We start from the raw sequence: 25024 nt of genomic DNA, 5'->3' as shown, positions 1-25024 counted from the left end.
GGATCTGAGGGGTGGGAATCGTTAGTAAATCCTGTAGAGTCCGCGCCACCTTCTGAACCCCTCTGGAGCAGCAGTTTCCAGGCTTCATAAGGCAATCCATTGGAAGTGGTTTAGGGCAGCGGCATGAGGCTGGTATTCGCAACAAAAGACCTAGCATTAGCAGGTCGATCCTTTGAAGGCTTTCCGTTGCTGATTGGGTCAGAGGGATGGCCAGTCGAGCCAGCTCAATCCTTCCTTTGGCACACGCTTATCGAGTCAGGTGAGGCCCTAAGCGATTTGACTTGGGAAGCCTATGGACGGCGTCTGTACGATTACTTTGCCTTCCTGGAAGCCAATGGATTGGCCTGGGACGAGGAAAGCCCGGCTCACGGTCTGAGTGCTCTGTCGAGGTATAGGGATTGGTCGAGCGGAGAATTAGCACTTGATCCCGGCACGGTGAACAATCGTCTGGCCTTGATCGTGAGGTTCTACCGATGGGCTAAGCAGCGCAACCTGATAACTGTGCTGCCCTTCGGTGAGAAAAGGGTAAGAGCTGCCCAACATTCCGGTCTTCTCAGTCATATCGCTCGGCCCGGAGCCGAGAGCACGAAAGTTTCGGTGATGGTTCGCGACCGAAAGCGCTTGACCAAATTCCTGACCAAGGATCAAGTCAAGGTATGCCTTGCCCTGGATACCGATCCAAGCCACCAGATATTGTTCCACCTCATGGTGCGTACCGGCCTTCGCTCCTGTGAGGCGAGGTCTTTTCCTCTCAAATATGTGTTCAACCCCAGGTTGAAGAAGGGACTGCGCCCAGGGCAAATGATCAGTGTTGCTCTTGATCCTTCAGACATGCATATCAAGTACGACCGGCCTAGAACTATCGACGTGCCATGGTCGTTGATGGAGAGCATGTGGTCTTACTCCCTTCACCAACGAGAGGTTCGTAAGTCCAATAGTGATGGACGTGTTACCGCGCTGCTGCTGACTAATGAAGGCAGGCATTATTCAAAAGATTCCGTAGTGGACGTTATGAAGTCCTATGAAAGAAAGTGCGGCTTCTATGTTCGGGCCCACATGCTACGCCACACCTATGGGACTTATACCTTGCTTGCTCTTCGAAAAAGTAAAGAGTTTGAAGGTGAGCCATTGTTGTATGTCCGAGATAGGCTGGGGCATTCAGATGTGCAAACAACTATGATCTATTTGCATCTCATAAACCAGCTTGAAGCCCAATCCGTCCTTGCTCACGAGGACGAAATTGACATGATGTTTATGACTGATTCGGTTTCGCGTATCTGAGGTAGCACCATTGGCTCGGCAAAAAAGCTACAAGGCGGTTATGCGGTCGGTTACAAAAGGATTCGAGGCTGTCGAAGATGATATCAAGATTGACCTGCCGAGAAATCCGAGAAACCACAGGCAACTCGATCATACGAAATATTTAGGCTTGGGCTTCGATGCTTGGGCAATTCAAAGTCTTCACGTTATCAAAGCTTTGCTACAAGGAGGAAACTTCTCAGTGACGACCTTGATTGGTTACTCTACGAACGGACTAAGATTTTTTATAAATTTCTTGAGTGGCGGTTCGGTCAAGTCGCCACCTGCAACGCCAAACAGTCTTACCAAACGCCACTTGGAGCGATACGTCTCTTGGCTGAGGCTAAAATACCCTAACGGCTCGACAGCCAAGAATTACTATACTAGCTTCAAGTCGTTAGTTGTTGTTTTGGCTGAATATGGATTTATTGAAGTCAATCTTGACGATCTTTTGCCCCTCAATCCATTTCCTAATAATGCGCAGAGCACTAAAGATGCAGATCCGCTCACCTTGGGTGAAATGCAAAGGCTGATTGGCGCTTTGAAGTCAGATCTTATTGCCATCCATAAGGGTGCATTCCTTGGAAATGGCGCGGAGGCGATGGCTGTATTGCTACTAATTACTGCGGCAAGGTCTGGAATCAATACTACGCCGCTCTTGGAGATGAAGAGGGATGCCCTACAGCCTCACCCATTTATTCCTAATCTCAGGTTGATTACTACCGTCAAACGTCGAGGTAAAGGCGCACAGAGCAAAACAATCCGTCAGACTAATCTGCTAGATGAGTACAGTGCTATTCCCCTGGATGGGGTGGCAGTCCTCAATAAGGCGCTGGAGATTTCTAAGCCACTCGTAGCACTGGCACCTGATGAAATATCTTCATGTGTGTGGTTATATCGCTCGGGCCAGCCTGGCCGCTCGAACGACATCGTTACCCTTACACCCGGTGCTTTATATGTCACGGCAAAAAGCATTTGTGAGCGTCATGCGCTTCAGGATGATCAAGGCAATCGGCTAAATGTCACGCTTAGTCGGCTGCGAAAGACTATGGAAAGCCGTTTGTGGAAACTGAGTGGTGGCGACATTATAGAAGTTTCCTCCGTTATGGGTCATACCCCTGGTGTCGCCGATAATCACTATTTGAAAATCAACGATGAGATCAAGATCGACGGGGCGACATTTGTTGGGGAGGCTTTTCCGGACAAACTACGTGGCATAAACGTTATACCAACCCCGCCAGGCGGCTGCAAAGATAGCCTTTACGGTAGTCTGGCACCAAAGGATGGCGTCAATCATTGTTCTGAATTCATCCACTGCCTCGGTTGCCCTAGCTATGCAATTGTAGGCACCTTGGAGGACTTATACCGGCTGTTCAGCTACCAACAATTCTTGTATGCAGAAGTCGAATACTTTCTCACGGACGAGTGGGGCGCATGGCGCAAGCGTCAGTTTGACTATATTCGATTGATAGATGATTTCACCCAGAAGTTTGATCTTGCATTGGTTTCGCAAGCAAGGGCTCAGGCTGAGTCATCTCCGCACTTGTTCTGGGCTAAAAAAATCGAGTTCATGAAGAAAAAATTGGACGGTGAAATTTGAGCATAAGAACCACGAGTGCGGTGTTAAAGGCATATGATGTCCTCATCGCACAACCAGTTTCAGCGAATGGCCTAAGTCCCGCAGAGCGGGATGCAATCGTGATCAGCGCTATCGTTAATGAAGATGGAGAAACCTTCGTTCTTAGCAGGTTTGGCGATGCACAGTGGGATCTTCGCCCGTTTTTTGATCAGGCCAATGTTGCTCATTCTTATAAATTCATCAACTGGGATATGGGCATGCCTCGGGCGCTTATTGATGACTGCAAAGCTGTTGCTTATGCTTGGTTTAAAAGAGGAATGCCTAGATCCAAACCTCCTATCGCACGGGGCATTACTACTTTCGCCGTCGTCAGCGCGATGCCTTTTGTTCGCTGGTTAAACGATCTAGGAGTTTCAAGCTTTGCAGATGTCCGTCCGATCCATGTCAGCAATTACGTTCATCATTGCAAATATGAATTGAAGTTAAAGCCTCTCCCGCTGTATGGGCGATTACGGGTTATTGATTTTCTTTGGGTGTTTTCTGCCGACACGATGTTTCCCATTCAGAGTTATCCTTGGGGTAATTCGACATTGTGGCGGATTTGTGGGGTCGCGAATGTAAAAGGGTTGGGTGCTGCCACTAAAAACGTCGGGCGAACAGATATTATTCCTCATGATGAACAATCTAGGATTTTCAACTATTGCGAAAGCATTGTCCGGGAGATGAAGGCCGAATTGGCAGCCAATGGTATTGGATATCATCCTAGTGATGAACGGATGGCAATTCGTTGCAGAGATGCTGTTCTGTATATAGTTTCAATCACTAGCGGCATGCGCAATGACGAGGCAATTGGAATTGAGGTTGGCGCTTGGCGCAAAGAGTTAAAAAACGGGGTTACCTTTTGCTGGGTGACCACAATCGAGCACAAGACAGGTAAAGGCCAAGTCGAATATCTTGTACCAGAACTGACGATTGAAGCTTTAAGTCTTTTGGCAAAATATTCAGTACCCATCAGAAAAGAGCTGGATGAAGAGATTAGACAGCTTGCAAGCAATCGGGATTTTTCGTATTCAACTGAACATCTCCTTAGGCTCGAAAAAGCCCGAAAAGACGCGAATAAACTATTTTTGGGACGAAACACACAAGGAGGGAAAGTTCAGGAAAGCCATCACGTTGAGGCTCTCAGCGGGCAAGCATCCAATGCTGCGTTTGACCGTATAGCTAAAGCCGCTGGAAGCGATTGGCCGTTGAGGACGCATCAATGCAGGCGAACATATGCAAGATGCTTTGTAGAATCCCGTATGGGCCGCACTTCATTGATCTACCTCAAATGGCAGTTCAAACACAGCAGCATGAGTATGACCCAACTCTATGCATCCAATCCGCAGCAAGACCTGACTCTCTTTGATGAGATCTTCCAGCAGATGACAGAGTTTAAAATTGACCTGATCGAATCATGGCTCGATGATCAGCCACTGGCAGGGGGCGCTGGCGAAAAGATTGTGGAGTTGCGGGCGATTCCAATCAAGGATAGAGCTGCTTTGCTTGCCCAGACCGCCCCACATGCCAACATTCGTGCGACTGGACACGGCTGGTGCATCGCCACAGAGCGGGGCTGCGGAGGTGCTGGTCTATACGAAGCCACACGGTGTCCAGGGTGCAAAAATTCGGTGATCGATGAAGTCTTCGCCAGCACTTGGCAGGACATCTACATTCAACAGCGAGAGCTGATAAAAATTGAGGATGCAGGCCCCGCTGTTAGGCAGCGCGCAGAACGCGACTTGCAGGTTGCACTAGATGTAATTACCAGCCTTGGCCTTTCTCCAGTTGAGGAAATGGAGGAGGCGGCAAATGACTAGACAGGCGGTGGGCCCTGACTCTCCTATTCGCTCCAGGTCGAAGACACTCGCCGCGCTCAACAAGGTCGTCGACGATCTAATTGCTGGTGACGAAAAGCTTTCCATCACATCCGTTGCCCGTGCCGCAGGTGTGACTCCGGGACTCATCCATAACACTTACCCAAGCATAGCGGAAAGGATTCGCAACATCGTTGGCAAGTCGGTGCGAGCCCAGCGAGACTCTAAGCATCAAGCGTTGATGAGCGAGAAAGAAAAGAACAGGGTGCTCCGTGCAGAGAATGATCAGCTTTTAGCGGAGGTAGCTCGGCTGGCTTCGGTTAACCAGCGACTAATATTCGAGATGATTCAGCTGAAGGCGGTTGCCAACGGTAAGGTCACCGCACTCCCTCTGAAACCAGGGCCCAACTAGGCCCTGATGGGGAGCCCACTGAATTCGGCAAAAATCGTAGACCACCACTTCAAGCGCCACGATCACGCCCGACTGTAGCTTGTTGACTGGTCAATCTGGTTCACGGGTGAAGCGATAGAACAGGTTCGGCTCGCTGACCACGTACAAATACCCTTCATTGTCGATGGTTACGCCTTCGGCCTGGGGTATGCCTTTCAGCAAACCAGCAAAACCTCTCGCCAGGGAGCGGAAACTCACCACCTTGCCCTCGTCGGTCATTTCAATCAGCAGTTTCGACTCGTCGCTGAGCAATATCAGATGGCCGCTCTGTTGATCGAAGACGACTGAAGACAGGTCAGTCGCAAACACCTTGTCTTTTACCAGGCTGGACAGGTCACGCACGTGCAAGGAAAAGCCTCCGGCCAGGCTGGCACGAAGGCCGCTCACTTCCAGCAATTGGCGAGGATCTCGCTCCTTGGTCACAAACAGGCGGTCGCCTTTCAGGTCGTAGGCGAGCCCTTCAAGGCCTTTGTTGTCTTCCTTGCCAAACGCCAGGGTGAGAGCTGGATACTGGTCTCGGCTCAATGGTCGACCAGGAGAAAGTTTACCGTCTTCGGCGATGGGGACATCCACGATAACCAGGCTCTGCCGGCGCTCCTCGGCGATTACCAGCTGGCCATTGCCGGCATAGGACACAGCTTCCACATCGTGGAAGCCATCCAGGTTGTAACGCCTTTCCACATCACCGTCACGACTAAGGGCCAATAGTTCGTTTGGGCCGTTGGTGACCGCCCACAGCAGGTTTAGGTCAGGGTCAAAGGTCAGACCCGAAAGATTGCTGTCCACACCGGAAACCGCCTTAGCATCCAGTTCAACCCGATAGCCAGGCAGCCACACAGAGCGCTCCTGCCAATCGTCGGTGTGCCAGCTGGTCTTGATCCAGAAGTACAAACGATCATCAAGGTGATGGGTGCGGACTTGGAATACGGTAAGCAATACAAGGCACAGCAGTGCCCACATCCAGGCGCTTGTTTTCCGTGTTCGGCCCAGCCAGTTTTTTGCCAACAAATACATAGAAATCTCGTTAATTGGGGCTGACGCCACGAATCGTGACGATTTCAACCCGACTCAGTGCGACTCGCACAGGTGATGCACAGCAGCGTGGCCGGATCAAATTCCAGGCGGCCCGAGGCGATCAACTCGCCGCATTGGTTACACCAGCCATACTCACCCTCGTGCCAACGCTTGAGGGCCAGTTGGAGGCGGACGCGTTCATGCTGCGCCCGACTGCGGATGGCATCGTTCATTGCTTGCTGCTGGAGTGCATCCATCCTCGACAAACGCCCTACCTTGCTTTGATCCAGCTCTACCGATTGCGAGCGAGACTCAGCGTCTTCCAGCAATCGATCCAGCTCGGCAGCCCGCTGTTCCAGCAGGGTCTTGAAATGGGCAAGATCGAGGGCGTCGTCCATGGCCATTAGCGCAGCAGTAACAGCGGACTGATGGTGGTGCGGAGCATGCTGGTCGTGGTGCTACCGACCAGGAACTGCCGGATACGGGAATGGCCATAGGCCCCCATCACCAGCAGATCAATGCCATGCTCTTTCTGATAGGCGTGCAGGGTAGGCTCTATCTCACCGCTCCGGGTCTCGGCACGAACAGTGAAGCCGGCGTTGATCAGCACTTTCTGCGCCCAGTCCAGCTGTGCAGATGCTTCATCGCTTACGGGGCCAACCATGACCAGGTGGATCGGCAACCCCTTCAGCAGCGGGCTGGCTGCCAGCATCTCCACACCCTTGCGGGTAGTAGCGCCGCCATCGAATGCCAGCATCGCGCTCTTGGGCTTTTGGAAGCTGGCCGGGGTAACCAGGATTGGCCGGTGCATGATACGAATCACGCTCTCCAGCTGGCTTCCGACCTGCTGACTCAGATTGCCACTAGACTCGCCCTGGCGACCGATGACCAGCAGGCGCGTTTCGGTTTGCAGCTCTTGCAGGCTTTCCAGCAGATCGCCATGACGTTGCTTGGACTCCGGCGCGGCCACGCCATCCTTAATGGCCCGCTCTTTCGCGGCCGCAAGCATGATCCGCCCTTGCTCAAGGGCCAACTTTCCCCGCTGTTCATCCAGGGAAGCAAGCTCATCAAGCAGATGCTCGCGGCTGCCAAGGCCGATATTGCCACTCAAGTCGGCCGCAACTGGGTACTGGCGCTGATCCAACACATGCAAGAAGGTCAGCGGGGCTTCCAGGCTCAGACTGGCCCATGCTGCGTAGTCGCACACAGCTGGAGCCGAGGTGGAACCGTCGATACAGGCAATTACTTGGGTCATCGTTGTTCTCCTTCTCAGTGGCCCATGAGTTGATCAATGGCGTCGGGTTTATCGTGAACACCAAAGCGATCCACGATAGTGGCGCTTGCTTCGTTGAGACCCAGCACTTCAACTTCGGTGCCTTCGCGGCGGAACTTGATAACCACCTTGTCCAGGGCTGCAACAGCGGTGATATCCCAGAAGTGGGCGCGATTCAGGTCGATGGTTACCTTGTTCAGGGCTTCCTTGAAGTCGAAGGCCGCGACGAACTTGTCTGCCGAGCTGAAGAACACCTGGCCGGTGACGTTATAGCTACGATGCTCGCCGGCTTCGTCCAGCAAAGAGCTGATTGCCATGTAATGGCCAACCTTGTTGGCGAAGAACATCGCGGCCAGCAGCACGCCGGCCAGCACGCCGAAGGCCAGGTTGTGGGTGGCGACCACGACCACCACGGTGACGACCATGACAATGTTGGTCGACAACGGGTGCTTCTTCAGGTTGCGCAGCGAATCCCAACTGAAGGTGCCGATGGATACCATGATCATTACGGCTACCAGAGCAGCCATTGGGATCTGCTTCAGCCAATCGCCGAGGAATACCACCATCAGCAGCAGGAATACGCCTGCTGCCAGGGACGACAGGCGAGAGCGACCGCCGGATTTCACGTTGATGATCGACTGACCAATCATCGCGCAGCCGGCCATACCGCCGATCAGACCCGAAGCAATGTTGGCCACGCCCTGGCCCTTGCACTCGCGGTTCTTGTCACTAGGGGTGTCGGTCAGGTCGTCAACAATGGTCGCGGTCATCATCGACTCCAGCAGACCGACCACGGCCAGTGCTGCCGAGTAAGGGAAGATGATGGCCAACGTCTCGAACGTCAGCGGCACGTCAGGCCAGAGAAAGATTGGCAGCGTATCCGGCAGTTGACCCATATCACCGACCGTGCGGATATCCAGCCCAACCGACATGGCAACGGCGGTCAGCACGATGATGCACACCAGCGGCGATGGGATGAGCTTGCCGATCTTCGGGACATAGGGGAACAGATAAATGATGCCGAGGCCTGCGGCTGTCATGGCGTAGACGTGCCAGGTGACATTGGTCAGCTCGGGCAGCTGAGCCATGAAGATCAGGATCGCCAGCGCATTGACGAAGCCGGTCACCACCGAGCGCGAAACGAAGCGCATCAGCGAGCCGAGCTTCAGGTAGCCAGCACCAATTTGCAACACGCCACACAGCAGCGTGGCGGCCAGCAGATATTCAAGACCATGGTTCTTGACCAGGGTCACCATCAGCAGTGCCATGGCCCCTGTCGCGGCTGAAATCATGCCTGGGCGGCCACCGACAAAGGCGATCACTACGGCGATACAGAATGAGGCGTAGAGACCAACTTTGGGGTCGACGCCCGCAATGATAGAGAAAGCGATGGCTTCAGGGATCAGCGCAAGTGCGACGACGATCCCCGCGAGCACGTCGCCACGGACGTTGGAAAACCACGTTTGTTTGAGTGTTTGTAGCATCAGAATATCCAAAGCAATGCACCGCACGCATGCCAGGAAATGGCGAGCGCGTCGATACGAATTCAAATTGTGAGGATTATTTTGCTGTGCGCTTTGGGTGTAAGAACCGGGCGTACAGCAGTACGCAGCCGCGAGCGAAACTGGCGGAGGCGAGGTGTTGCGAGGGGGCGTAGCGCTAAGGCGGCGTAGGCTGCCAGTAGAGCGTTTGGAGTACAGTCATGCTGGTGTTCCTGTAGCTCAAGGGGTATGCGGAGCCAAAAGTATACAGTGAAGCTATCGTCGATTGCGATCCGCCGCCCTGCTTTGCGAAGCCACGTCTGAAATAGGCTTAGTCGAGGAGTATCGCCATCAGGAACGAAGGAAAATAATCAAAAAATGTTAGTGGGTTAATTCCCTTATAAATCAATATCTTACAACAAACTAACTGTTAGGATCATTCAGATACAATGATGGCTGCATCGTGGCTCGTACGAACGAGGCTAAAGCCCTGGGCTTGAAGATGGGTGATCCGTACTTCAAGGTGCGCGGCTTCCTCGAACAGAACGGCGTCGCAGTTTTCAGTAGCAATTACACCCTGTATGGCGAATTGAGTCACCGCGTTGGCCTGGCCATCGCCTCACTGGTGCCGCAATGGGAGCGGTACTCAATCGATGAGTTGTTCTGCAGTCTTGATGGCCTACCCGAGCCGATCGGTGATGTAGGCCGGGCCATTCAAGCCCGTGTCCTGCAATGGACTGCGCTGCCAGTGGGTGTCGGCATTGGGCATACCAAAACCTTGGCCAAAGCCGCTCAGCACGCCTCAAAGGTGTGGCGAGAGAAGACTGGAGGCGTGGTGGATCTGCGCAAACCAGAGGCGGTCGAATGGCTGCTCCGGCGTATGCCTGTCGATGAGGTTTGGGGTGTCGGCAGTCGCATGCGCGATAACCTGGCACGCGACGGGATCAGTACGGCCTGGGAGCTGTCGCAAGCAGACGCACGGGCAATGGGCCGTAAATACAGCGTCGTGCTCGAGCGTACGATACGTGAGCTGCAAGGCGAATCCTGTATGGACCTGGAGCAATCGGTTGCGCCCAAGCAATCGATTTGCTCCAGCAAAATGTTTGGACAGCGCGTACACACGCTGAAAGGCCTGCAGGAGGCGTTGGCTACGTACATTCACCGTGCTGCGGAGAAACTGCGCAAGCAGCGCTCTCTGTGCGGTGCTATGCGGATAGGCATTCAGACTTCGTTTCACGGCGATGGGCCGAAGTATGCGAACACAGCTACGTGCATACCGCCCTACCCCACCGATGATGTACGCCAGCTGACCAAATGCGCACTGCAGGCGGTCGAGCAGATCTACCGGCCAGGCTTCGCGTACAGCAAGGCCGAAGTCTTGCTGATGGATTTGCGCAAGCGAGGGGAGTTCTCGCTGGACCTTTTCAGCCCGGGCCAGCCTGAGCGCTCCGACGCGCTTATGGCCACCATGGATAAAATTAACCGTCGCTGGGGCCATGACTGCTTGCGCACCGCTGCCGTTCCGCTGACGCCGGACTGGGGGATGCGCCGGGCACTCCTAAGCCCCAGTTACATGACCAGCTGGGAGCAACTGTGGCAGGTCAAATGCAGTTGAAGTGCAAAGCATCCTCCGAGAGGGCGGAGGGGTAAAGCGAAGCCCGCGCAATGGCGGGCTCGATGGAGGATTCTCGCTGCGACATCACGACCAGAATGGCCGGATCTCCCAACCTGCAACCAGGCCAAGCTCGGCCGTGGTTAGACCTGCTTTCCCTAAGCCAGCCGTAGGCAGGGTCGACATCAACTGCTTGAACCGTACCTTCCAGTCGGAGGTGGGGTCGATTTTTACGAGCAAAGCCTGGACGACGACTGCTCGGGCAAAAATGCGCCCTCGATCATTGTGACTGGGAAACTCACCAGCAATAGCCTTGGCATATTTCGGGGCATCTGCGGTGATCGACGCGTTCCACAGCCTGCCATGGTGGGCGCAGACATTTCGCAGGATGGTCAGGCTTTTCAGCCAAGTCACCAACACAGACTCGTCGTAGCCGAATTTGGCCGCTACAGTTTTGCGATGATCCAGGTGCAGATCACTGAACAGGCGCGAAAGCTGGCCGATGGTCATCGCCTCGAGAACCGTCCATACAGGCGGCAGGGCCGGCGTGTTGTAGTTATCGTAGTAATGCTTGATGGCCGCATTTTTTTCCGGAAGGCCCAGCACCTGTTTCATGACGTCGCGATGAGCTTTGCAATCCTTGAAGTGGATGGCGTCCATGTAGAAATGACTACCGCAGGTTTTGTCTTGGGCCAAGGTGTTGATGATCGCTGCACGGAACGCGACCTCGATGCGATCAATCGCATCCAAGAACACAAGGCGTAGCCTGCGATCAAAGTCATAAAGCTGTAGGATGTCGTCGAACTGGACGGTGGCAAAGAACCGCTTTTGAGGGTCCTGCAGCGGCCGCATGTAGATCAGCAGGCGGTGATAGCCGATGAACTCAAGGGCGTGCAGGGCTTTGTCTCGCTGTCCGCGGGTACCTAATCCTTTGAGTCTTAGGTGGCGCAGCAGAGCGTTGGGTGGCTTCGCAGGCTTGAGGAAATAGAGGGGTGCTTGCGGCATGCCAAAGCATCCTGCGGGGCATGGGGCCAGAAATAACTAACCCCCTGGTGCGCAGTACGGGACAAGTCCCGCCCGAGGCGTGGGGGCTATTCTTGGGATCAATGCTAACACGGTCCTACTGGTTGATCAAATATGATCAATCTGCCAGGCAAAACGAGGCCAAATCAACGCGTTACCGCCATCCGGGATGGTCGTCGCTTTCATTGCAGGTTCCAGCTGAACCGGTAGGGATCCATGAACGGTTGTACATACAAAAAACTGTCAACAATGACAAAAAATCATTTTAGGTCAGGATGTTAGGAATCGTGATCGTGATCGCATTCAGAAATCCGTTAACTTCACATGATTTTAGGCAAGGGTTGTTTACATTTCCCTGGTGCAGCAGGTTGCTCCTTAGCCCCACCCTGGGGACTGGCTGTCCACCAGGTAAGCTCGTAGCGACTTGGAGATATAATTCAGCATTCCGGGTCAAATTCATTGACGTAGCTAACCTTAGCGTGCAAACGACCAAGCAGATTTACCAGCACATCCACCTCATCCGCCGAGAGGTCACTTAGCAACCTTCTCTCACGCTCAAGCGCGACGACTAGAACGCGATTGTGGAGTTCCTGGCCACTTTCCGTAAGACTCACGGTGTATCGCCGTGCATCTTCAGTGTCGACCTCAGAGCAGACGTAACCTGCTTTTTCTAGCGACTGTAACGACCGGCTAACCGCGCTCTTATCCAGCCCGATAACTTGGCTGATGCGATTAGCTGTGATGTGATTTTCAACCGCAAGCATGGAAAGCATGCGCCACTCCACCACGCCAATCCCAAAATGCTTGCGATAACAGTGGGATGCACCCGTCGCCAGCTTATTGGCCAGGAAAGTCAGCAGGCCAGGGACGTAACGCGACAAATTGAGATGCGTCGATTCAGGCATAACTGCGCAATCCTTGAGAACGTTTTCATTCATGGCGATTAGTTGACACCGCAACCAAATGCGGTAAGGATAACCTCAATCTTGGCCTTCGGCAGCATGCCATGGCGAAAGAAACCTCACAAAAAAAATTACCAGGGGTAAGTCATGATTGACGTCACATTTGCCGCCCTTTCCGATTCCTATAGTCAGCCTACGCTTCGCATCATTTGAAGCTCTCGGCAGCCTAGATTCCCCTTCCTCTTGAAAAAGCCGCTTCGATGCGGACGGCCAAGCTGCGCCTTCATCTCGGCCTAGTCGGCGGAATATCAAGGGACAGGGAGCGTTTAAGCCGCGCAATTCTGCGCGCATGTAGAGGAGGTTGTATGTCCGGAAACAGAGGTGTTGTGTACTTGGGAGCAGGAAAGGTCGAGGTTCAAAAAATCGACTATCCCAAAATGCAGGACCCACGCGGCAAGAAGATCGAGCACGGCGTGATTCTCAAGGTGGTCTCCACCAACATCTGTGGCTCTGACCAGCACATGGTCAGGGGCCGCACCACTGCCCAGGTCGGCCTGGTCCTGGGCCACGAAATTACCGGTGAGATCGTCGAGAAAGGGAGCGACGTCGAGCGCATGCAGATCGGCGACCTGGTGTCGGTACCGTTCAACGTCGCCTGCGGCCGCTGCCGCTCCTGCAAAGAGATGCATACAGGTGTGTGCCTTACCGTCAACCCGGCTCGCGCTGGTGGTGCCTACGGCTACGTCGACATGGGCGACTGGACCGGTGGCCAGGCCGAGTACGTGCTGGTGCCATACGCCGACTTCAACCTGCTGAAACTGCCCGAACGCGACAAGGCCATGGAAAAGATCCGTGACCTGACCTGCCTGTCCGACATTCTGCCTACCGGCTACCACGGCGCTGTGACTGCTGGCGTAGGCCCAGGCAGCACCGTCTACGTCGCGGGCGCCGGCCCGGTCGGCCTTGCTGCCGCTGCCTCGGCCCGCCTGCTGGGGGCTGCCTGCGTGATCGTCGGCGACCTTAACCCGGCCCGCTTGGCCCATGCCAAAGCCCAGGGCTTCGAGGTGGTCGACCTGTCCAAGGACACCCCGCTGCACGAGCAGATCGTCGATATTCTTGGGGAGCCGGAAGTGGACTGCGCGGTCGACGCCGTTGGCTTTGAGGCTCGTGGACATGGCCACGAAGGTGCCAAGCACGAAGCGCCGGCTACTGTGCTGAACTCGCTGATGCAGGTGACTCGCGTTGCCGGCAACATCGGTATCCCAGGGTTGTACGTGACTGAAGACCCAGGCGCGGTCGATGCTGCCGCCAAGATCGGTGCACTGAGCATCCGCTTCGGTTTGGGCTGGGCGAAGTCGCACAGCTTCCACACTGGCCAGACTCCAACCATGAAGTACAACCGCCAGTTGATGCAGGCCATCATGTGGGATCGCATCAACATCGCCGACGTGGTCGGTGTTCAGGTAATTAGCCTGGACCAGGCGCCTGAAGGCTACGGCGAGTTCGATGCAGGAGTACCCAAGAAGTTTGTAATCGATCCGCACAAGACGTTTAGCGCCTGAACATCTACCGAGACGGGGCAATCGCCCTGTCTCACCTCTTGCGTTGCTACCAATAAAGAAAACAAGAAGGTAAATCGCCATGCTCTTAGTACAAAACCGGGAAAATCCCGCGCCTTCGGCTGCCCAAAGATCAGCCTTCCTCGTGACTCAGCCTAACGGGGGAATCTCTCATGGATAATTCCATCGGGAAGTTGATGGATGAGAAACCCATGGTCAGTTTTCAGTGGGGCGTGATCTCGCTCTGCTTTCTCATCAACATGTTGGACGGGTTCGACGTTCTGGTAATGGCGTTCACTGCAGCGTCCGTTTCGGCAGATTGGGGGCTAACGGGGACCCAGCTGGGTTACCTCTTGAGCGCCGGCCTGGTCGGTATGGCGGTCGGTTCCCTTTTCATTGCGCCGTGGGCAGACCGGTATGGTCGACGCCCGCTGATCCTCGTTTGTGTGGCGATTGCCGGTTTCGGAATGTTGCTGTCTTCGTGGGCAACTTCACCTGAAATGCTGGGTGCACTTCGGTTGGTTACTGGCCTGGGAATTGGGGGGATCCTCGCCAGCAGCTATGTGATCGCAGGCGAGTACGCGAACAAGAAATGGCGCAGCATGGCTATCAGCTTGCAGACCACTGCTTACGCTTTGGGGGCAACCGTCGGTGGCATATTCGCGGCGCAAATCATCCCAGAGACAGGATGGCGATCAGTATTCTTCTACGGCGGAATTGCAACTCTCGTGACCCTGCCCGTGCTTGCTTTGTGGCTGCCGGAGTCGTTGGCATTTCTGATTTCGAGGCAGCCTAGAAAGGCGCTTGATCATATCAACACCTTGCTTGATCGAATTCATATTTCCCCGCTTCACGAACTCCCAGCTTTCCAGCGGTCCCACAATCCATCGATGAAACGCTCTTTCATTGAGCTCTTCTCCCCAAGCCTACTGCGCTCCACCTTGCTAGTGTGGGCAGCCTTCTTCTTAGTGATGTTCGGGTTTTACTTTGTGATGAGCTGGACCCCCCGCTTGCTGGTAGCTGCTGGATTGTCCAATCAACAAGGAATAACAGGTGGCGTTCTGCTGAACGTCGGCGGGATCATTGGAACCTCGCTGGTCGGCCTGCTCGCTGCCCGCATTCGGTTGTCACGGGTGTTGATGGGCTATCTGATAATCAACGCGCTACTGATGGCTGTGTTCGTAAGGTCAACGGCAAACCTACATGTTGCCTTTGCTGTAGTGGTTGCGATTGGCGTGTTCGTCAACGGCTGCGTCGCGGGTCTCTACTCACTGACTCCCTCTATCTACGATCCCTCTCAGAGAGTGACAGGGTTGGGGTGGGGGATAGGGATCGGACGTAGTGGCGCAATCCTGTCTCCACTGGTGGCCGGGCGGTTAATAGATGCACAGTGGCAACCCTCCGAACTGTACATGTTCTTCGCCTTGTCATTCGTCCTGGCTGCCATCGTCATTGGATTAATGAAAACCCAGCGGCGCTCCCAAGCTGCTCTTTCAAGTACCTAATCAACGCCAACAAAAACTACAAAAAAGGGCTCGAACATGTCCGACCAAATCAAATGCCCATGGCTCTTTAGCTTGGGCATCGCGGGAGCTATTGCCTCGAATCCGGCAATGGCCGATTTAACTGACGGAGCAAGTGTGACAGTGACTGCTCGGAATTTTTACCTTGACCGTGATTACAAGGGTGAATCTCCTCAATCAGCTGCTCGCGAGTGGGCCCAAGGCTTCATCCTTCGAGCAAACTCAGGTTTCACGGAGGGTCCAGTCGGATTTGGCCTGGATCTGACTGGCATGATCGGCGTAAAGCTTGACTCATCGCCGGACAGAACAGGCACGCAGTTGCTCGCCTACGACCCACAAGATCGCGAAGCGCGAGACGAATATTCAGAGATGGGCGTGGCTTTGAAGGCGAAAGTCTCGGAGACAAAACTGGCTGTGGGCACGCATTTTCCGAGCCTTCCGGTCATCACCGCGAGCCCAGCTCGACTTCTCCCACAGTCGTTCTTGGGGGCATACCTTACTTCCCAGGACATCAGTCAACTGAGTCTGCACGCTGGCCGTATGACTCGAATCAACCTGCGCGACTCGACAGACAATCAACCCATCGCAATTGCATCACCCAACGGTCGATTCCGCCCAGGAGCTAGCTCTGAGCGATTCGATTTCATCGGTGGGGACTACAAATGGTCGGATGCTCTGACCCTGCGCTACTACCATGCTCGACTTGAGGACATTTACGAGCAGGATTTTGCCGGCGCAATTCATTACCTGCCGCTAGGTCCAGGCAAGCTGAAAAGCGATTTCCGGGTATTCGATAGCCGTGACAATGGCAGGGCTGAAGCGGGCAATGTCGATAACCTCAACGCAGGCCTCATGCTTACCTACCAAGTGGGAGGGCACTCGCTAGGCATGGGCTATATGTACCAAACCGGGGACACCGCCATGGCGTACATAGCGGGTGGCGAACCTGCTGTTCTCAGCGATGGTGCGATGAGCTCAGATTTCGTCAACCCGAAAGAGCGCACGGCGGTTGCTCGCTATGACTTCAACTTTGTGGCGTTGGGCATTCCTGGACTGACTGCCATGGCGCGCTACATGCGCGGTACGAATATAGATCTCCCAAAGCTCGGGGGCAGCAATCTCACGGAATCCAGCAAGGACCTTGAGCTTGCATACGTTGTGCAGTCGGGCCCAGCAGCGGGCTTGGCGATTCGATTACGGCATGCTTTCTACCGAAACGATCACGAACCAACCGCCACGTTCCGCAGTGACAACGAGACCCGAATCAACCTCGACTACACCCTGAAGGTCTGGTGAACGGAACCAACAGCAAAGCTTCATGAGCCTAACATACTGATTTTGATGGAAAATTATGTTCTTACGATGAGGCCGCTCAGAGGTTACAGCTATATGACTGCCTCAGCTGAGAAGAAAATGATCACTGGAATTGGTTGACACCGCAACCAATTCAAGTGATTCTAAGCTCAGCCGAAGTGCAAAGTGATGGTCGCCTCGATGCAGACCACCTCCATACAAAAATAACCGAGTAAGGTGCCACCATGACCCGCCTTAATTATGCCTGCCTGTCCCCTCCTAGCATGATCTCTCCAAACTCTCGACGCGACTGAGTTCCTATCCACTCATAGTTGCATGCGCGTAAAAAATTTGTAGGCCACTTTTTGAGTGGAGGGAGAAGTCATGTTGAAAGTTCAGGTTTTCCGAAAGAAAGTTGAAGCGACCGATATTCTCAGCTTTGAATTACGGGCGGTCGGCACTGAAGAGCTTCCTGCGTTTAGCGCAGGTGCTCATATCGATGTCCATATGCCAAATGGCATTGTTCGCCAATACTCACTGTGCAACTCCCCAGCTGAGCGTCACCGCTACGTCATCGGTGTTTTGAAAGATCCAGCTTCACGCGGCGGGTCGATTTCGATGCATAGCGAAATCGATGTAGGTGGGCTTATTTCAATTAGTGAACCGCGAAATCTTTTCCCGCTTGATGATGGCGGCGACAAGCATTTGCTATTTGCTGGTGGTATTGGCATCACGCCGATCCTGGCAATGGCACATGCGCTGCATGAGCGGGGAGCTAATTTCGAGCTTCACTACTGCTACAGGACCTCCGATCGGGCGGCGTTCGTCGATTATCTCAAAGCCTCTGACTTCAAGGATCGTGTCTATCTGCACGACGACAGTGGTGCCGAGGAACAGCGGATCAGCGCCCATGATTTGCTTGGGCTTCCGCAACCCGGCTCGCACCTCTATGTGTGCGGTCCCGGTGGTTTTATGAATTACATCTTGGAAACCGCTGCGGAACACCGCTGGCCGGAGTCTCAGGTTCACAGGGAGTTCTTCGCCGCCGCCCCAGTGAGCCACGAGGGCGACCAACCATTCGAAGTTGAACTTGCGAAATCAGGGCAAGTGATCCAAATCCCTGCTGACCGCACCGTGTTCGAGGTGCTTGACGACTGTGGCATCGAAATCCCCAGTTCTTGTGAACAAGGTGTCTGTGGCTCTTGTATCACACGAGTTCTGAAGGGTACCCCCGATCATCGTGATCAGTTCATGACCGCAGCTGAGCATGCCGCTAACGACCAATTTACACCTTGCTGCTCCCGCTCGAAATCGCCACGCCTGGTTCTCGATTTGTGAGTTCCGATAATAAAAACCTGATCGATGGAGGATGCCATGAGCACTTCTGCTGCTGAACAACTCGCCTATGAGGTTGCGCCAACGCCTAAAGCCACAGCCTTTCCACTAAACCAGTGGTATGTCGCTGCGCTGAGCTGGGAGCTCAAGGACAAACCTGTAGGGCGTACATTGCTCAACAAGCCTGTTGTCCTGTTCCGCATGGGCGATGGCCAAGTCGCTGCCTTGGAAGACCGCTGCTGTCATCGAGCGCTGCCTCTGTCTAACGGGACGTTGGAAGAAGCCGGGGTTCGCTGTGGGTATCACGGTTTGCTGTTCAACCAAGCCGGCAAATGCGTTGAGATCCCTGGCCAGGACAAGATCCCAAGTAAGGCAAAAGTACCCGCTTACCATGTGCGTGAGCGTGATCAGATCGTGTGGATCTGGTTTGGAGCTGACGCAGCATCCGAGCCTGATTGCGAGCCACCAGCATACGAGGTCCACAGTAGCGGAAAGTATGTTTTTGATGGTTCCGTCTACCACTACGACGCGCCGTATCAGCTCATTCACGACAACCTGATGGACCTGAGCCATCTGGGTTATGTGCACTTGAAAACTATTGGCGGGAATGCGCGGATTCACATGAACGCCGAGATGAAGGTTGAAAGTGAAGGTGACATGGTCCGGGTTGTACGCTACATGCCTGACTCAGTCCCACCGCCCACTTACACTGCCGCTTTCCCTTTCAAGGGCAATGTCGATCGTTGGCAGGAAATTGAATTTCATGTATCGCATCTCCGAATCTGGACCGGCGCGGTCGATGTCGGAACTGACTCGATGGATGATCCGGAGCGTGGCGGGTTCCATATGCGTGGCTTCCACGGAGTAACGCCAGAGACGGATACCACAAGCCATTATTTCTGGACGATGGCAACTAACCCAGTGAGTGATCCTGAGCTCATCAAGGCCAAAGTGATTGAACAAACAGTCCTGACCTTCGATGAAGACAAAGAAGTCATTGAAGCGCAGTACCAGAACATGCGTCGCTTCGGTGAAAAACCCATGATCGATATTCATGTTGATGTTGGAGCGAACCGCGCTCGACGAATCATCGACCAGCTCAAGCTCCAATAGCTTTATTGATGTATTCCCCGGTCATGCCCTAAGCATTGCCGTGGAGCCGACGTCCTTGCGTGCTAAATAAAAATAAGAGGTACACATGAGTAATCTGTCCCGTTACAGCCTGTCGTTTAAGAGAACGGCCGCGACACTCTGCGCTTCGGTGTTAACTGCCTACGGTTCAATGGCACACGCTGCAGATGAATCTAACTGGTGGCTGCGAATCGGCCCTGGCTACATTCAGTTCGACGAGGACGTCACATTGAAGGCATTCGGCAACACCATTCCAGGTGCCGGTGCCGACATGAAGAATAACGCTGCACTCATCGGTGAGTTGGGCTACCGCTTCGCGCCGAACTGGTCTGTCGCGTTGACGTTGGGCAACCCTCCGAAGACTAAGCTGACTGGTAAGGGCACAGCTGACGGACTAGGGACGTTGGGTAAAGCGAAATACGGGCCCGCCGGTATTTCGTTGCAGTACCAGTTCAACGAGAAAGGCGCCTTCCGCCCGTATCTGGGCGCTGGCCTGAGCTACCTGAAAATATTCAGCTCTGAGGACGGTGCTGTCCAGGATCTGGAAATCGACGATACCTGGGGTCCGTACTTCCAAGCCGGTGCCGAATACTGGTTTGGCGAGGGCTACGGCGTCTTCCTGGACGTGAAGAAGCTGTATTTGGAGACCGATGCGAAGGGCAACCTCGGTGGCGCGCCCGCAAAGGCTGAAGTCACTCTCGACCCGCTGGTCTTCCAGACGGGCTTGGTCTTCAAATTCTAAGTCACCTGCTATAGACGCGGAGCTTTTTCCGCGTCATGGAGGACATCATGCAAGGCACCAACGCAGCGGTTAGCGACAACCGCGGATACAAATGGATAGCCAGGGAAATAGAGCGGCTGGACCCTGAAAAGGACTTTGCCGAAATCTGGCGGCTGTCCACAACGTACTATGTGAACGACTTTGTGATGAACCTGGTTTACACGCTGGGCATCCCTGCTTTTACCCAACCGCCGGCGGGCAGCGTCGTGATGGGAGTAACGACAGAAAAAGCCATCAAAAAACCGCAGAAGCGTACCGACGACACCTTGCAGCATTTTTGGACCTGGTTCGAATACGGGCCGGATGATCCGAGGATGCAAGCTTCATTGGCGCATGTGAATCGCGGGCATGCAGCACTTGCCAAGCGTTCCCCTGGTACATTCCCGGCTCGCGATGTGATCTATACCACAGCCTGGATCGGGGCCAACCTGCACCGCTTGCGCCTGAGCGTCGGTCTTCCGGGTTTTACCAAAAATCAGCAAATCGCTTCGCAGCGCTACTGGGCCGCTATCTGCCGGCAATTCTGGAGTGAAGACGGTTTAGTCACTGAGTATCCGGAAAGCTTCGAGGCCATGCTGCAGTACATCGAGGATTACGAAGCCCAGCCATGGGAACAGGTTGAATCCGGGCGAGTGCTGACCGAGGCCATCATCAAGCAATTCGTGGATGCCTACTTCCCAGGCCCATTAGGGTGGATTGGCCGTCAACTCTATCTCTCGTTCCAGCTTCCCACCATCAACGGCTTGATGCAGTCCGGGAAACCTAACCCGATCATGAAGTGGGTGATGCGAAAGGGCCTGTGGTTCGGCTTAACGCTTCAGGAGCGTGTCTTCCCCGACCCGAAATTATCAACTCCAGAAAAGGCGCGCAGGAAACCGGTACGCCCAGGCCAACACATTGATCCGCCTACAGCCGAGGTGAAATGTCCTTTCCCTGGAGCGACTAGCCAACCCTCCATACCGTCCGCCGATTCATCTGGTTGCCCTTTCCACGCTGGCAAAGCGAACGGGGAAGCCAACAATTCCGACTTGAGGACTAACTGATGAGCAAGCCAGAGCATTACAGCCAGTTGCACCTTCAACCGATCGATGGTGTCAGCCGCGCCGGTAGTTCGGATCGTGCGCTGACCGTACTGAACCCGTTCACCGAGTCCCCCCTCATTGAGATCCCGATGGCCACCAAGGCTGATCTGGATGAGGCCTACCTGGTTGCTGAAATAGCTCAGCTGGCCTGGGCATCGTTGGGGCCTTCTGCACGCTCCGCCGTTCTGCTGCGCGCAGCACAAATTCTCGACGAGCGCCACGACGAGGTGGTCAGCTGGCTGGTGAAAGAATCAGGCAGTACCGTGGTCAAGGCGGAGTTTGAATGGATGGCGGCGAAAGCCATCACCCTTGAGGCTGCATCATTCCCCAACCGCGTTCACGGGCGCATTGTAGAGACGGACATACCTGACAAGGAAAGCCGTATCTACCGCAGACCGCTTGGAGTGGTGGGCGTCATCAGCCCTTGGAACTTCCCTCTGCATTTGACCCAACGCTCTGTAGCGCCCGCATTGGCACTCGGCAACGCTGTGGTTATTAAACCAGCAAGCGACACTCCCGTAACAGGCGGTCTGCTACTGGCCCGCATCTTTGAAGAAGCTGGACTTCCACCTGGCGTTCTGAGTGTCGTGGTCGGCGCTGGAGCTGAAATCGGTGATCCGTTTGTCCAGCACAAAGTCCCGGGTTTGATCTCCTTCACAGGGTCTACACCGGTAGGCCAGAACATCGCTAAACAGGTGGGCAGTGGAAAATACCTCAAGCACGTCGCCCTTGAGCTTGGTGGTAACAACCCCTTCGTTGTGTTGGCTGATGCCGATCTTGAACAAGCCTCACATGCAGCTGTTGTAGGCAAGTTCCTTCACCAGGGTCAAATCTGCATGGCGGTAAACCGCTTCATCGTCGAGGACGCTGTGTACGACCGCTTCGTCGAGCTGTTCATTCAGCGTGTGCGTGGTTTGGCACTGGGTGATCCTGCTGATCCGAAGACCGCTGTAGGACCGGTGATCAACCGCAAACAGTTTGGAGGCCTGCAAAAGAAAGTGGAGCAGGCAAAAGCCGAGGGTGCGCACCTGGCTTATGCCGGTGAATCTTCTGGTTTGGTATTCGCTCCGCACGTGTTCACTGAAGTGCAGCCCTCGATGGAATTGGCATACGACGAAATCTTCGGGCCGATTGCAGGGATCATGCGTGCCCGCGACGCTGAACATGCCCTCGCTCTCGCCAACGACACCTGCTACGGACTATCGGCCGCCGTGTTCTGCCAAGACCTGGAGCGTGGCGCGCAATTCGCTCGCCGTATTCACTCTGGAATGGCTCATGTGAACGATATCCCAGTCGCCGACGCTCCAAATATTCCGTTCGGCGGGGAAAAGAATTCAGGGCTCGGCCGCTTCAACGGTGACTGGGCGATTGAAGAATTTACCACCACCCAGTGGGTATCGATTCAGGTGAAGCCACGCCCTTACCCGTTCTGACAGCGCAGGCTGCGTCTTAACCAAAAAGAGATTTTCAACATGATTTACGTCAATCCTGGACAACCTGGCTCCGTCGTTTCGTTCAAAGAGCGCTACGGCAACTACATCAACGGCGAATTTGTCCCACCTCTCGCAGGCCAATACTTCACCAATTCGTCTCCAGTTAACGGTGCAGTGATTGCCGAGTTTCCGCGATCGGGGGCTGACGATGTAGAAAAAGCGCTGGATGCAGCGCACGCGGCAGCCGATGTCTGGGGGAAAACTTCAGTTCAGGATCGTGCGCGAATCCTGTTGAAAATCGCGGATCGGATCGAGGCCAATCTTGAGATTCTCGCAGTGAGTGAAACGTGGGACAACGGTAAGGCGGTACGTGAAACCCTTAATGCTGATGTCCCACTGGCTGCAGATCACTTCCGATACTTTGCAGGCTGCATCCGTGCCCAGGAGGGCGGAGCAGCTGAGATCAATGAACACACTGCGGCCTACCATTTTCATGAACCGCTGGGTGTGGTTGCCCAAATCATTCCCTGGAATTTCCCGCTGCTGATGGCTGCGTGGAAACTCGCTCCGGCATTGGCTGCAGGCAACACCATCGTCCTCAAGCCTGCGGAGCAGACCCCTCTTTCGATCACCGTGTTTATCGAGCTAATTGGTGATCTGTTGCCGCCGGGCGTCCTTAACATTGTTCAAGGCTTTGGCCGCGAAGCTGGTGAAGCACTGGCTACGAGCACGCGAATAGCCAAAATCGCGTTCACCGGTTCAACGCCGGTCGGCTCTCACATCATGAAATGCGCTGCGGCGAGCATCATCCCGAGCACTGTTGAGCTGGGTGGGAAAAGCCCGAACATTTTCTTTGAAGACATCATGGCGGCAGAGCCAGAGTTCATCGAAAAAGCTGCTGAAGGGCTGGTCCTGGCTTTCTTCAACCAAGGGGAGGTATGCACCTGTCCTTCACGAGCTCTCGTTCAGGAATCGATTTTCGAGCCCTTCATGGACGCAGTACAGAGGAAGATGAAGGCCATCAAGCGTGGCAACCCTCTGGACACTGAAACCATGGTAGGTGCTCAGGCGTCGCAACAGCAGTTTGAAAAAATCCTGAGCTACCTGGACATTGCTCAAGAGGAAGGGGCCGAACTACTCGCAGGTGGCGCCTCCGAAGCCTTGGATGGTGATCTCTCCAGCGGGTACTACATACAGCCTACGCTGCTCAAGGGTCACAATAAAATGCGAGTCTTCCAGGAGGAGATCTTCGGACCTGTAGTTGGGGTGACCACCTTCAAAGATGAAGCTGAAGCGTTGGCCATCGCGAATGACACCGAATTTGGCCTCGGCGCCGGCCTGTGGACGCGCGACATCAACCGTGCGTACAGAATGGGTCGTGCTATCAAGGCTGGCCGAGTATGGACCAATTGCTACCACCTCTATCCCGCACACGCGGCATTCGGCGGCTACAAAAAGTCTGGTGTAGGTCGTGAAACCCACAAAATGATGCTCGACCATTATCAGCAGACCAAAAACTTGCTGATCAGCTACGACATCAACCCTTTGGGCTTCTTCTAAACACAACAGGGGTAGCGGTCAGCTCAATACCTGAGCCCGCCACCTCCCGTTCATACGTTCTAAATCTTAGTTACCAGTCGCGTAGCAAGCACCCGGCTGCGCGTGTGAAATGCCTGAGAGTAAATTGAGGTCATTATGAAAACTACTGTCGCGATCATCGGCGCGGGCCCCTCGGGGCTTTTGCTGGGTCAACTACTTCATAAAGCTGGCATCGACAACGTCATTATCGAAAGACAAAGCCCTGACTATGTATTGGGCCGAATTCGTGCCGGGGTTCTTGAGCAAGGAATGGTGGACCTTCTCCGCGAAGCTGGCGTGGCAGAGCGAATGGAGCGTGAGGGCCTTGTTCATGACGGCTTCGAGTTGGCATTCAACAACAAGCGCGTCCATGTCGACCTGAAAGCGTTAACCGGCGGTAAGACCGTCACGATCTACGGCCAAACAGAAGTAACAAGAGACCTCATGGCGGCTCGGCTCAAGAGCGGTGCCACCACGCTTTACTCCGTGCCGGACGTTGAGCTTCACGAACTGAAATCCGACTCACCCTATGTGACGTTTACCTATAACGGTGAGAACGTACGCCTTGACTGCGCGTACGTGGCTGGATGTGACGGTTATCACGGCATCTCCCGTAAATCCATTCCAGAGGGTGTGCTCAAAGAATTCGAACGTGTCTATCCGTTCGGTTGGCTAGGCGTGTTGGCAGATACGCCTCCAGTGAACGATGAGCTGATTTACGCCAAGCATGAACGTGGATTTGCCTTGTGCAGCATGCGATCACCCACTCGCACACGCTACTACGTTCAAGTTGGTTCGGAAGAGAAAGTCGAAAACTGG

Annotated in this window: 21 protein-coding genes; 15 read left to right on the top strand and 6 right to left on the bottom strand. The window is 54.3% G+C overall.

The window, feature by feature from the left end; all coding sequences use genetic code 11:
* The first annotated feature begins 123 nt into the window (after positions 1 to 123).
* The 4 genes from APH34_RS26795 (at position 124) to APH34_RS26775 (ending at position 5146) form a co-directional block, all read left to right on the top strand.
* A complete protein-coding gene (locus APH34_RS26795) occupies positions 124 to 1281 on the top strand; it encodes a tyrosine-type recombinase/integrase (protein WP_004573994.1) in 1158 nt (385 codons plus the stop codon).
* A gap of 10 nt (positions 1282 to 1291) precedes the next feature.
* Complete coding sequence (locus tag APH34_RS26790) at positions 1292 to 2899, top strand: hypothetical protein (protein WP_014003918.1); 1608 nt, start codon at positions 1292 to 1294, stop codon at positions 2897 to 2899.
* A gap of 98 nt (positions 2900 to 2997) precedes the next feature.
* Positions 2998 to 4737 carry a tyrosine-type recombinase/integrase gene (locus tag APH34_RS29670; protein WP_223198351.1) on the top strand — a complete coding sequence of 580 codons (1740 nt, stop codon included), beginning with the start codon at positions 2998 to 3000 and terminating at the stop codon, positions 4735 to 4737.
* Positions 4730 to 5146, top strand: coding sequence for a hypothetical protein (locus APH34_RS26775; RefSeq protein WP_004574005.1), 417 nt, complete (start codon positions 4730 to 4732; stop codon positions 5144 to 5146). Before APH34_RS29670 ends, APH34_RS26775 begins: the two co-directional genes overlap by 8 nt.
* 90 nt (positions 5147 to 5236) lie before the next feature.
* Here APH34_RS26775 and APH34_RS26770 read toward each other — a convergent pair whose 3' ends face one another.
* Genes APH34_RS26770 through APH34_RS26755 form a run of 4 tightly spaced genes read right to left on the bottom strand, consistent with a single transcriptional unit; the run spans position 5237 to position 8956 of the window.
* Positions 5237 to 6199, bottom strand: coding sequence for an SdiA-regulated domain-containing protein (locus tag APH34_RS26770; protein ID WP_014003922.1), 963 nt, complete (start codon positions 6197 to 6199; stop codon positions 5237 to 5239).
* Between the two features lie 44 nt (positions 6200 to 6243).
* Positions 6244 to 6603, bottom strand: a complete 360-nt coding sequence (locus APH34_RS26765; RefSeq protein WP_004574007.1) for a TraR/DksA C4-type zinc finger protein — start codon at positions 6601 to 6603, stop codon at positions 6244 to 6246.
* The gene (locus APH34_RS26760) at positions 6603 to 7454 is read right to left on the bottom strand and encodes a universal stress protein (protein ID WP_004574008.1); all 852 of its coding nucleotides are present in this window, start codon (positions 7452 to 7454) and stop codon (positions 6603 to 6605) included. The genes APH34_RS26765 and APH34_RS26760 overlap by 1 nt, the downstream gene beginning before the upstream one ends.
* 14 nt (positions 7455 to 7468) lie before the next feature.
* The gene (locus APH34_RS26755) at positions 7469 to 8956 is read right to left on the bottom strand and encodes a SulP family inorganic anion transporter (RefSeq protein ID WP_004574009.1); all 1488 of its coding nucleotides are present in this window, start codon (positions 8954 to 8956) and stop codon (positions 7469 to 7471) included.
* A gap of 460 nt (positions 8957 to 9416) precedes the next feature.
* Between APH34_RS26755 and APH34_RS26750 the strand changes: the two genes are divergently transcribed.
* Positions 9417 to 10568 (top strand): Y-family DNA polymerase, encoded by a 1152-nt coding sequence (locus APH34_RS26750; RefSeq protein ID WP_232895395.1) that lies wholly within the window; start codon positions 9417 to 9419, stop codon positions 10566 to 10568.
* Between the two features lie 84 nt (positions 10569 to 10652).
* Here APH34_RS26750 and APH34_RS26745 read toward each other — a convergent pair whose 3' ends face one another.
* Both APH34_RS26745 and APH34_RS26740 read right to left on the bottom strand, forming a co-directional pair.
* A complete protein-coding gene (locus tag APH34_RS26745; RefSeq protein ID WP_054903651.1) occupies positions 10653 to 11570 on the bottom strand; it encodes an Abi family protein in 918 nt (305 codons plus the stop codon).
* A gap of 455 nt (positions 11571 to 12025) precedes the next feature.
* Positions 12026 to 12493 carry a MarR family winged helix-turn-helix transcriptional regulator gene (locus tag APH34_RS26740; RefSeq protein WP_019486335.1) on the bottom strand — a complete coding sequence of 156 codons (468 nt, stop codon included), beginning with the start codon at positions 12491 to 12493 and terminating at the stop codon, positions 12026 to 12028.
* Positions 12494 to 12855: 362 nt separating this feature from the next.
* Between APH34_RS26740 and fdhA the strand changes: the two genes are divergently transcribed.
* The 10 genes from fdhA to APH34_RS26690 form a co-directional block, all read left to right on the top strand.
* Positions 12856 to 14052, top strand: a complete 1197-nt coding sequence (fdhA, locus tag APH34_RS26735; RefSeq protein WP_019486334.1) for a formaldehyde dehydrogenase, glutathione-independent — start codon at positions 12856 to 12858, stop codon at positions 14050 to 14052.
* Positions 14053 to 14222: 170 nt separating this feature from the next.
* Positions 14223 to 15554, top strand: coding sequence for an MFS transporter (locus APH34_RS26730; protein ID WP_003137460.1), 1332 nt, complete (start codon positions 14223 to 14225; stop codon positions 15552 to 15554).
* 36 nt (positions 15555 to 15590) lie between these two features.
* The gene (locus APH34_RS26725) at positions 15591 to 16868 is read left to right on the top strand and encodes an OprD family porin (protein WP_023094435.1); all 1278 of its coding nucleotides are present in this window, start codon (positions 15591 to 15593) and stop codon (positions 16866 to 16868) included.
* A 381-nt stretch (positions 16869 to 17249) separates the two neighbouring features.
* Positions 17250 to 18203, top strand: a complete 954-nt coding sequence (locus APH34_RS26720) for a PDR/VanB family oxidoreductase (RefSeq protein WP_003137458.1) — start codon at positions 17250 to 17252, stop codon at positions 18201 to 18203.
* Between the two features lie 36 nt (positions 18204 to 18239).
* On the top strand, positions 18240 to 19313 hold the full coding sequence (locus APH34_RS26715; protein ID WP_019486332.1) for an aromatic ring-hydroxylating dioxygenase subunit alpha: 1074 nt from the start codon (positions 18240 to 18242) through the stop codon (positions 19311 to 19313).
* A gap of 85 nt (positions 19314 to 19398) precedes the next feature.
* Positions 19399 to 20073, top strand: a complete 675-nt coding sequence (locus APH34_RS26710) for an OmpW family protein (RefSeq protein WP_019486331.1) — start codon at positions 19399 to 19401, stop codon at positions 20071 to 20073.
* A 47-nt stretch (positions 20074 to 20120) separates the two neighbouring features.
* Positions 20121 to 21155, top strand: a complete 1035-nt coding sequence (locus tag APH34_RS26705) for an oxygenase MpaB family protein (RefSeq protein WP_023094434.1) — start codon at positions 20121 to 20123, stop codon at positions 21153 to 21155.
* The gene (locus tag APH34_RS26700; RefSeq protein ID WP_054903650.1) at positions 21155 to 22627 is read left to right on the top strand and encodes an aldehyde dehydrogenase family protein; all 1473 of its coding nucleotides are present in this window, start codon (positions 21155 to 21157) and stop codon (positions 22625 to 22627) included. The genes APH34_RS26705 and APH34_RS26700 overlap by 1 nt, the downstream gene beginning before the upstream one ends.
* 39 nt (positions 22628 to 22666) lie before the next feature.
* Complete coding sequence (locus tag APH34_RS26695) at positions 22667 to 24187, top strand: aldehyde dehydrogenase family protein (RefSeq protein WP_019486330.1); 1521 nt, start codon at positions 22667 to 22669, stop codon at positions 24185 to 24187.
* A gap of 135 nt (positions 24188 to 24322) precedes the next feature.
* Positions 24323 to 25024 (top strand): 4-hydroxybenzoate 3-monooxygenase (locus APH34_RS26690; RefSeq protein WP_156358130.1); only part of this gene is annotated, 702 nt, incomplete at its 3' end.

The organism is Pseudomonas sp. NBRC 111131 (assembly GCF_001320525.1).
Lineage (GTDB): Bacteria > Pseudomonadota > Gammaproteobacteria > Pseudomonadales > Pseudomonadaceae > Aquipseudomonas > Aquipseudomonas ceruminis.
Note: the sequence above shows the minus strand (reverse complement) of the source record. Positions and strands in the feature narration are given on the sequence as shown.

Bases quoted from the DNA above. Each gene is read 5' to 3' on its own strand.
- fdhA (WP_019486334.1), top strand. From the start codon at position 12,856: ATGTCCGGAAACAGAGGTGTTGTGTACTTGGGAGCAGGAAAGGTCGAG.
- APH34_RS26770 (WP_014003922.1), bottom strand. From the start codon at position 6,199: ATGTATTTGTTGGCAAAAAACTGGCTGGGCCGAACACGGAAAACAAGC.
- APH34_RS26730 (WP_003137460.1), top strand. From the start codon at position 14,223: ATGGATAATTCCATCGGGAAGTTGATGGATGAGAAACCCATGGTCAGT.
- APH34_RS26705 (WP_023094434.1), top strand. From the start codon at position 20,121: ATGCAAGGCACCAACGCAGCGGTTAGCGACAACCGCGGATACAAATGG.
- APH34_RS26695 (WP_019486330.1), top strand. From the start codon at position 22,667: ATGATTTACGTCAATCCTGGACAACCTGGCTCCGTCGTTTCGTTCAAA.
- APH34_RS26760 (WP_004574008.1), bottom strand. From the start codon at position 7,454: ATGACCCAAGTAATTGCCTGTATCGACGGTTCCACCTCGGCTCCAGCT.
- APH34_RS26715 (WP_019486332.1), top strand. From the start codon at position 18,240: ATGAGCACTTCTGCTGCTGAACAACTCGCCTATGAGGTTGCGCCAACG.
- APH34_RS26765 (WP_004574007.1), bottom strand. From the start codon at position 6,603: ATGGCCATGGACGACGCCCTCGATCTTGCCCATTTCAAGACCCTGCTG.
- APH34_RS26745 (WP_054903651.1), bottom strand. From the start codon at position 11,570: ATGCCGCAAGCACCCCTCTATTTCCTCAAGCCTGCGAAGCCACCCAAC.
- APH34_RS26795 (WP_004573994.1), top strand. From the start codon at position 124: ATGAGGCTGGTATTCGCAACAAAAGACCTAGCATTAGCAGGTCGATCC.
- APH34_RS26775 (WP_004574005.1), top strand. From the start codon at position 4,730: ATGACTAGACAGGCGGTGGGCCCTGACTCTCCTATTCGCTCCAGGTCG.
- APH34_RS26720 (WP_003137458.1), top strand. From the start codon at position 17,250: ATGTTGAAAGTTCAGGTTTTCCGAAAGAAAGTTGAAGCGACCGATATT.
- APH34_RS26710 (WP_019486331.1), top strand. From the start codon at position 19,399: ATGAGTAATCTGTCCCGTTACAGCCTGTCGTTTAAGAGAACGGCCGCG.
- APH34_RS26755 (WP_004574009.1), bottom strand. From the start codon at position 8,956: ATGCTACAAACACTCAAACAAACGTGGTTTTCCAACGTCCGTGGCGAC.
- APH34_RS26725 (WP_023094435.1), top strand. From the start codon at position 15,591: ATGTCCGACCAAATCAAATGCCCATGGCTCTTTAGCTTGGGCATCGCG.
- APH34_RS26700 (WP_054903650.1), top strand. From the start codon at position 21,155: ATGAGCAAGCCAGAGCATTACAGCCAGTTGCACCTTCAACCGATCGAT.
- APH34_RS26740 (WP_019486335.1), bottom strand. From the start codon at position 12,493: ATGCCTGAATCGACGCATCTCAATTTGTCGCGTTACGTCCCTGGCCTG.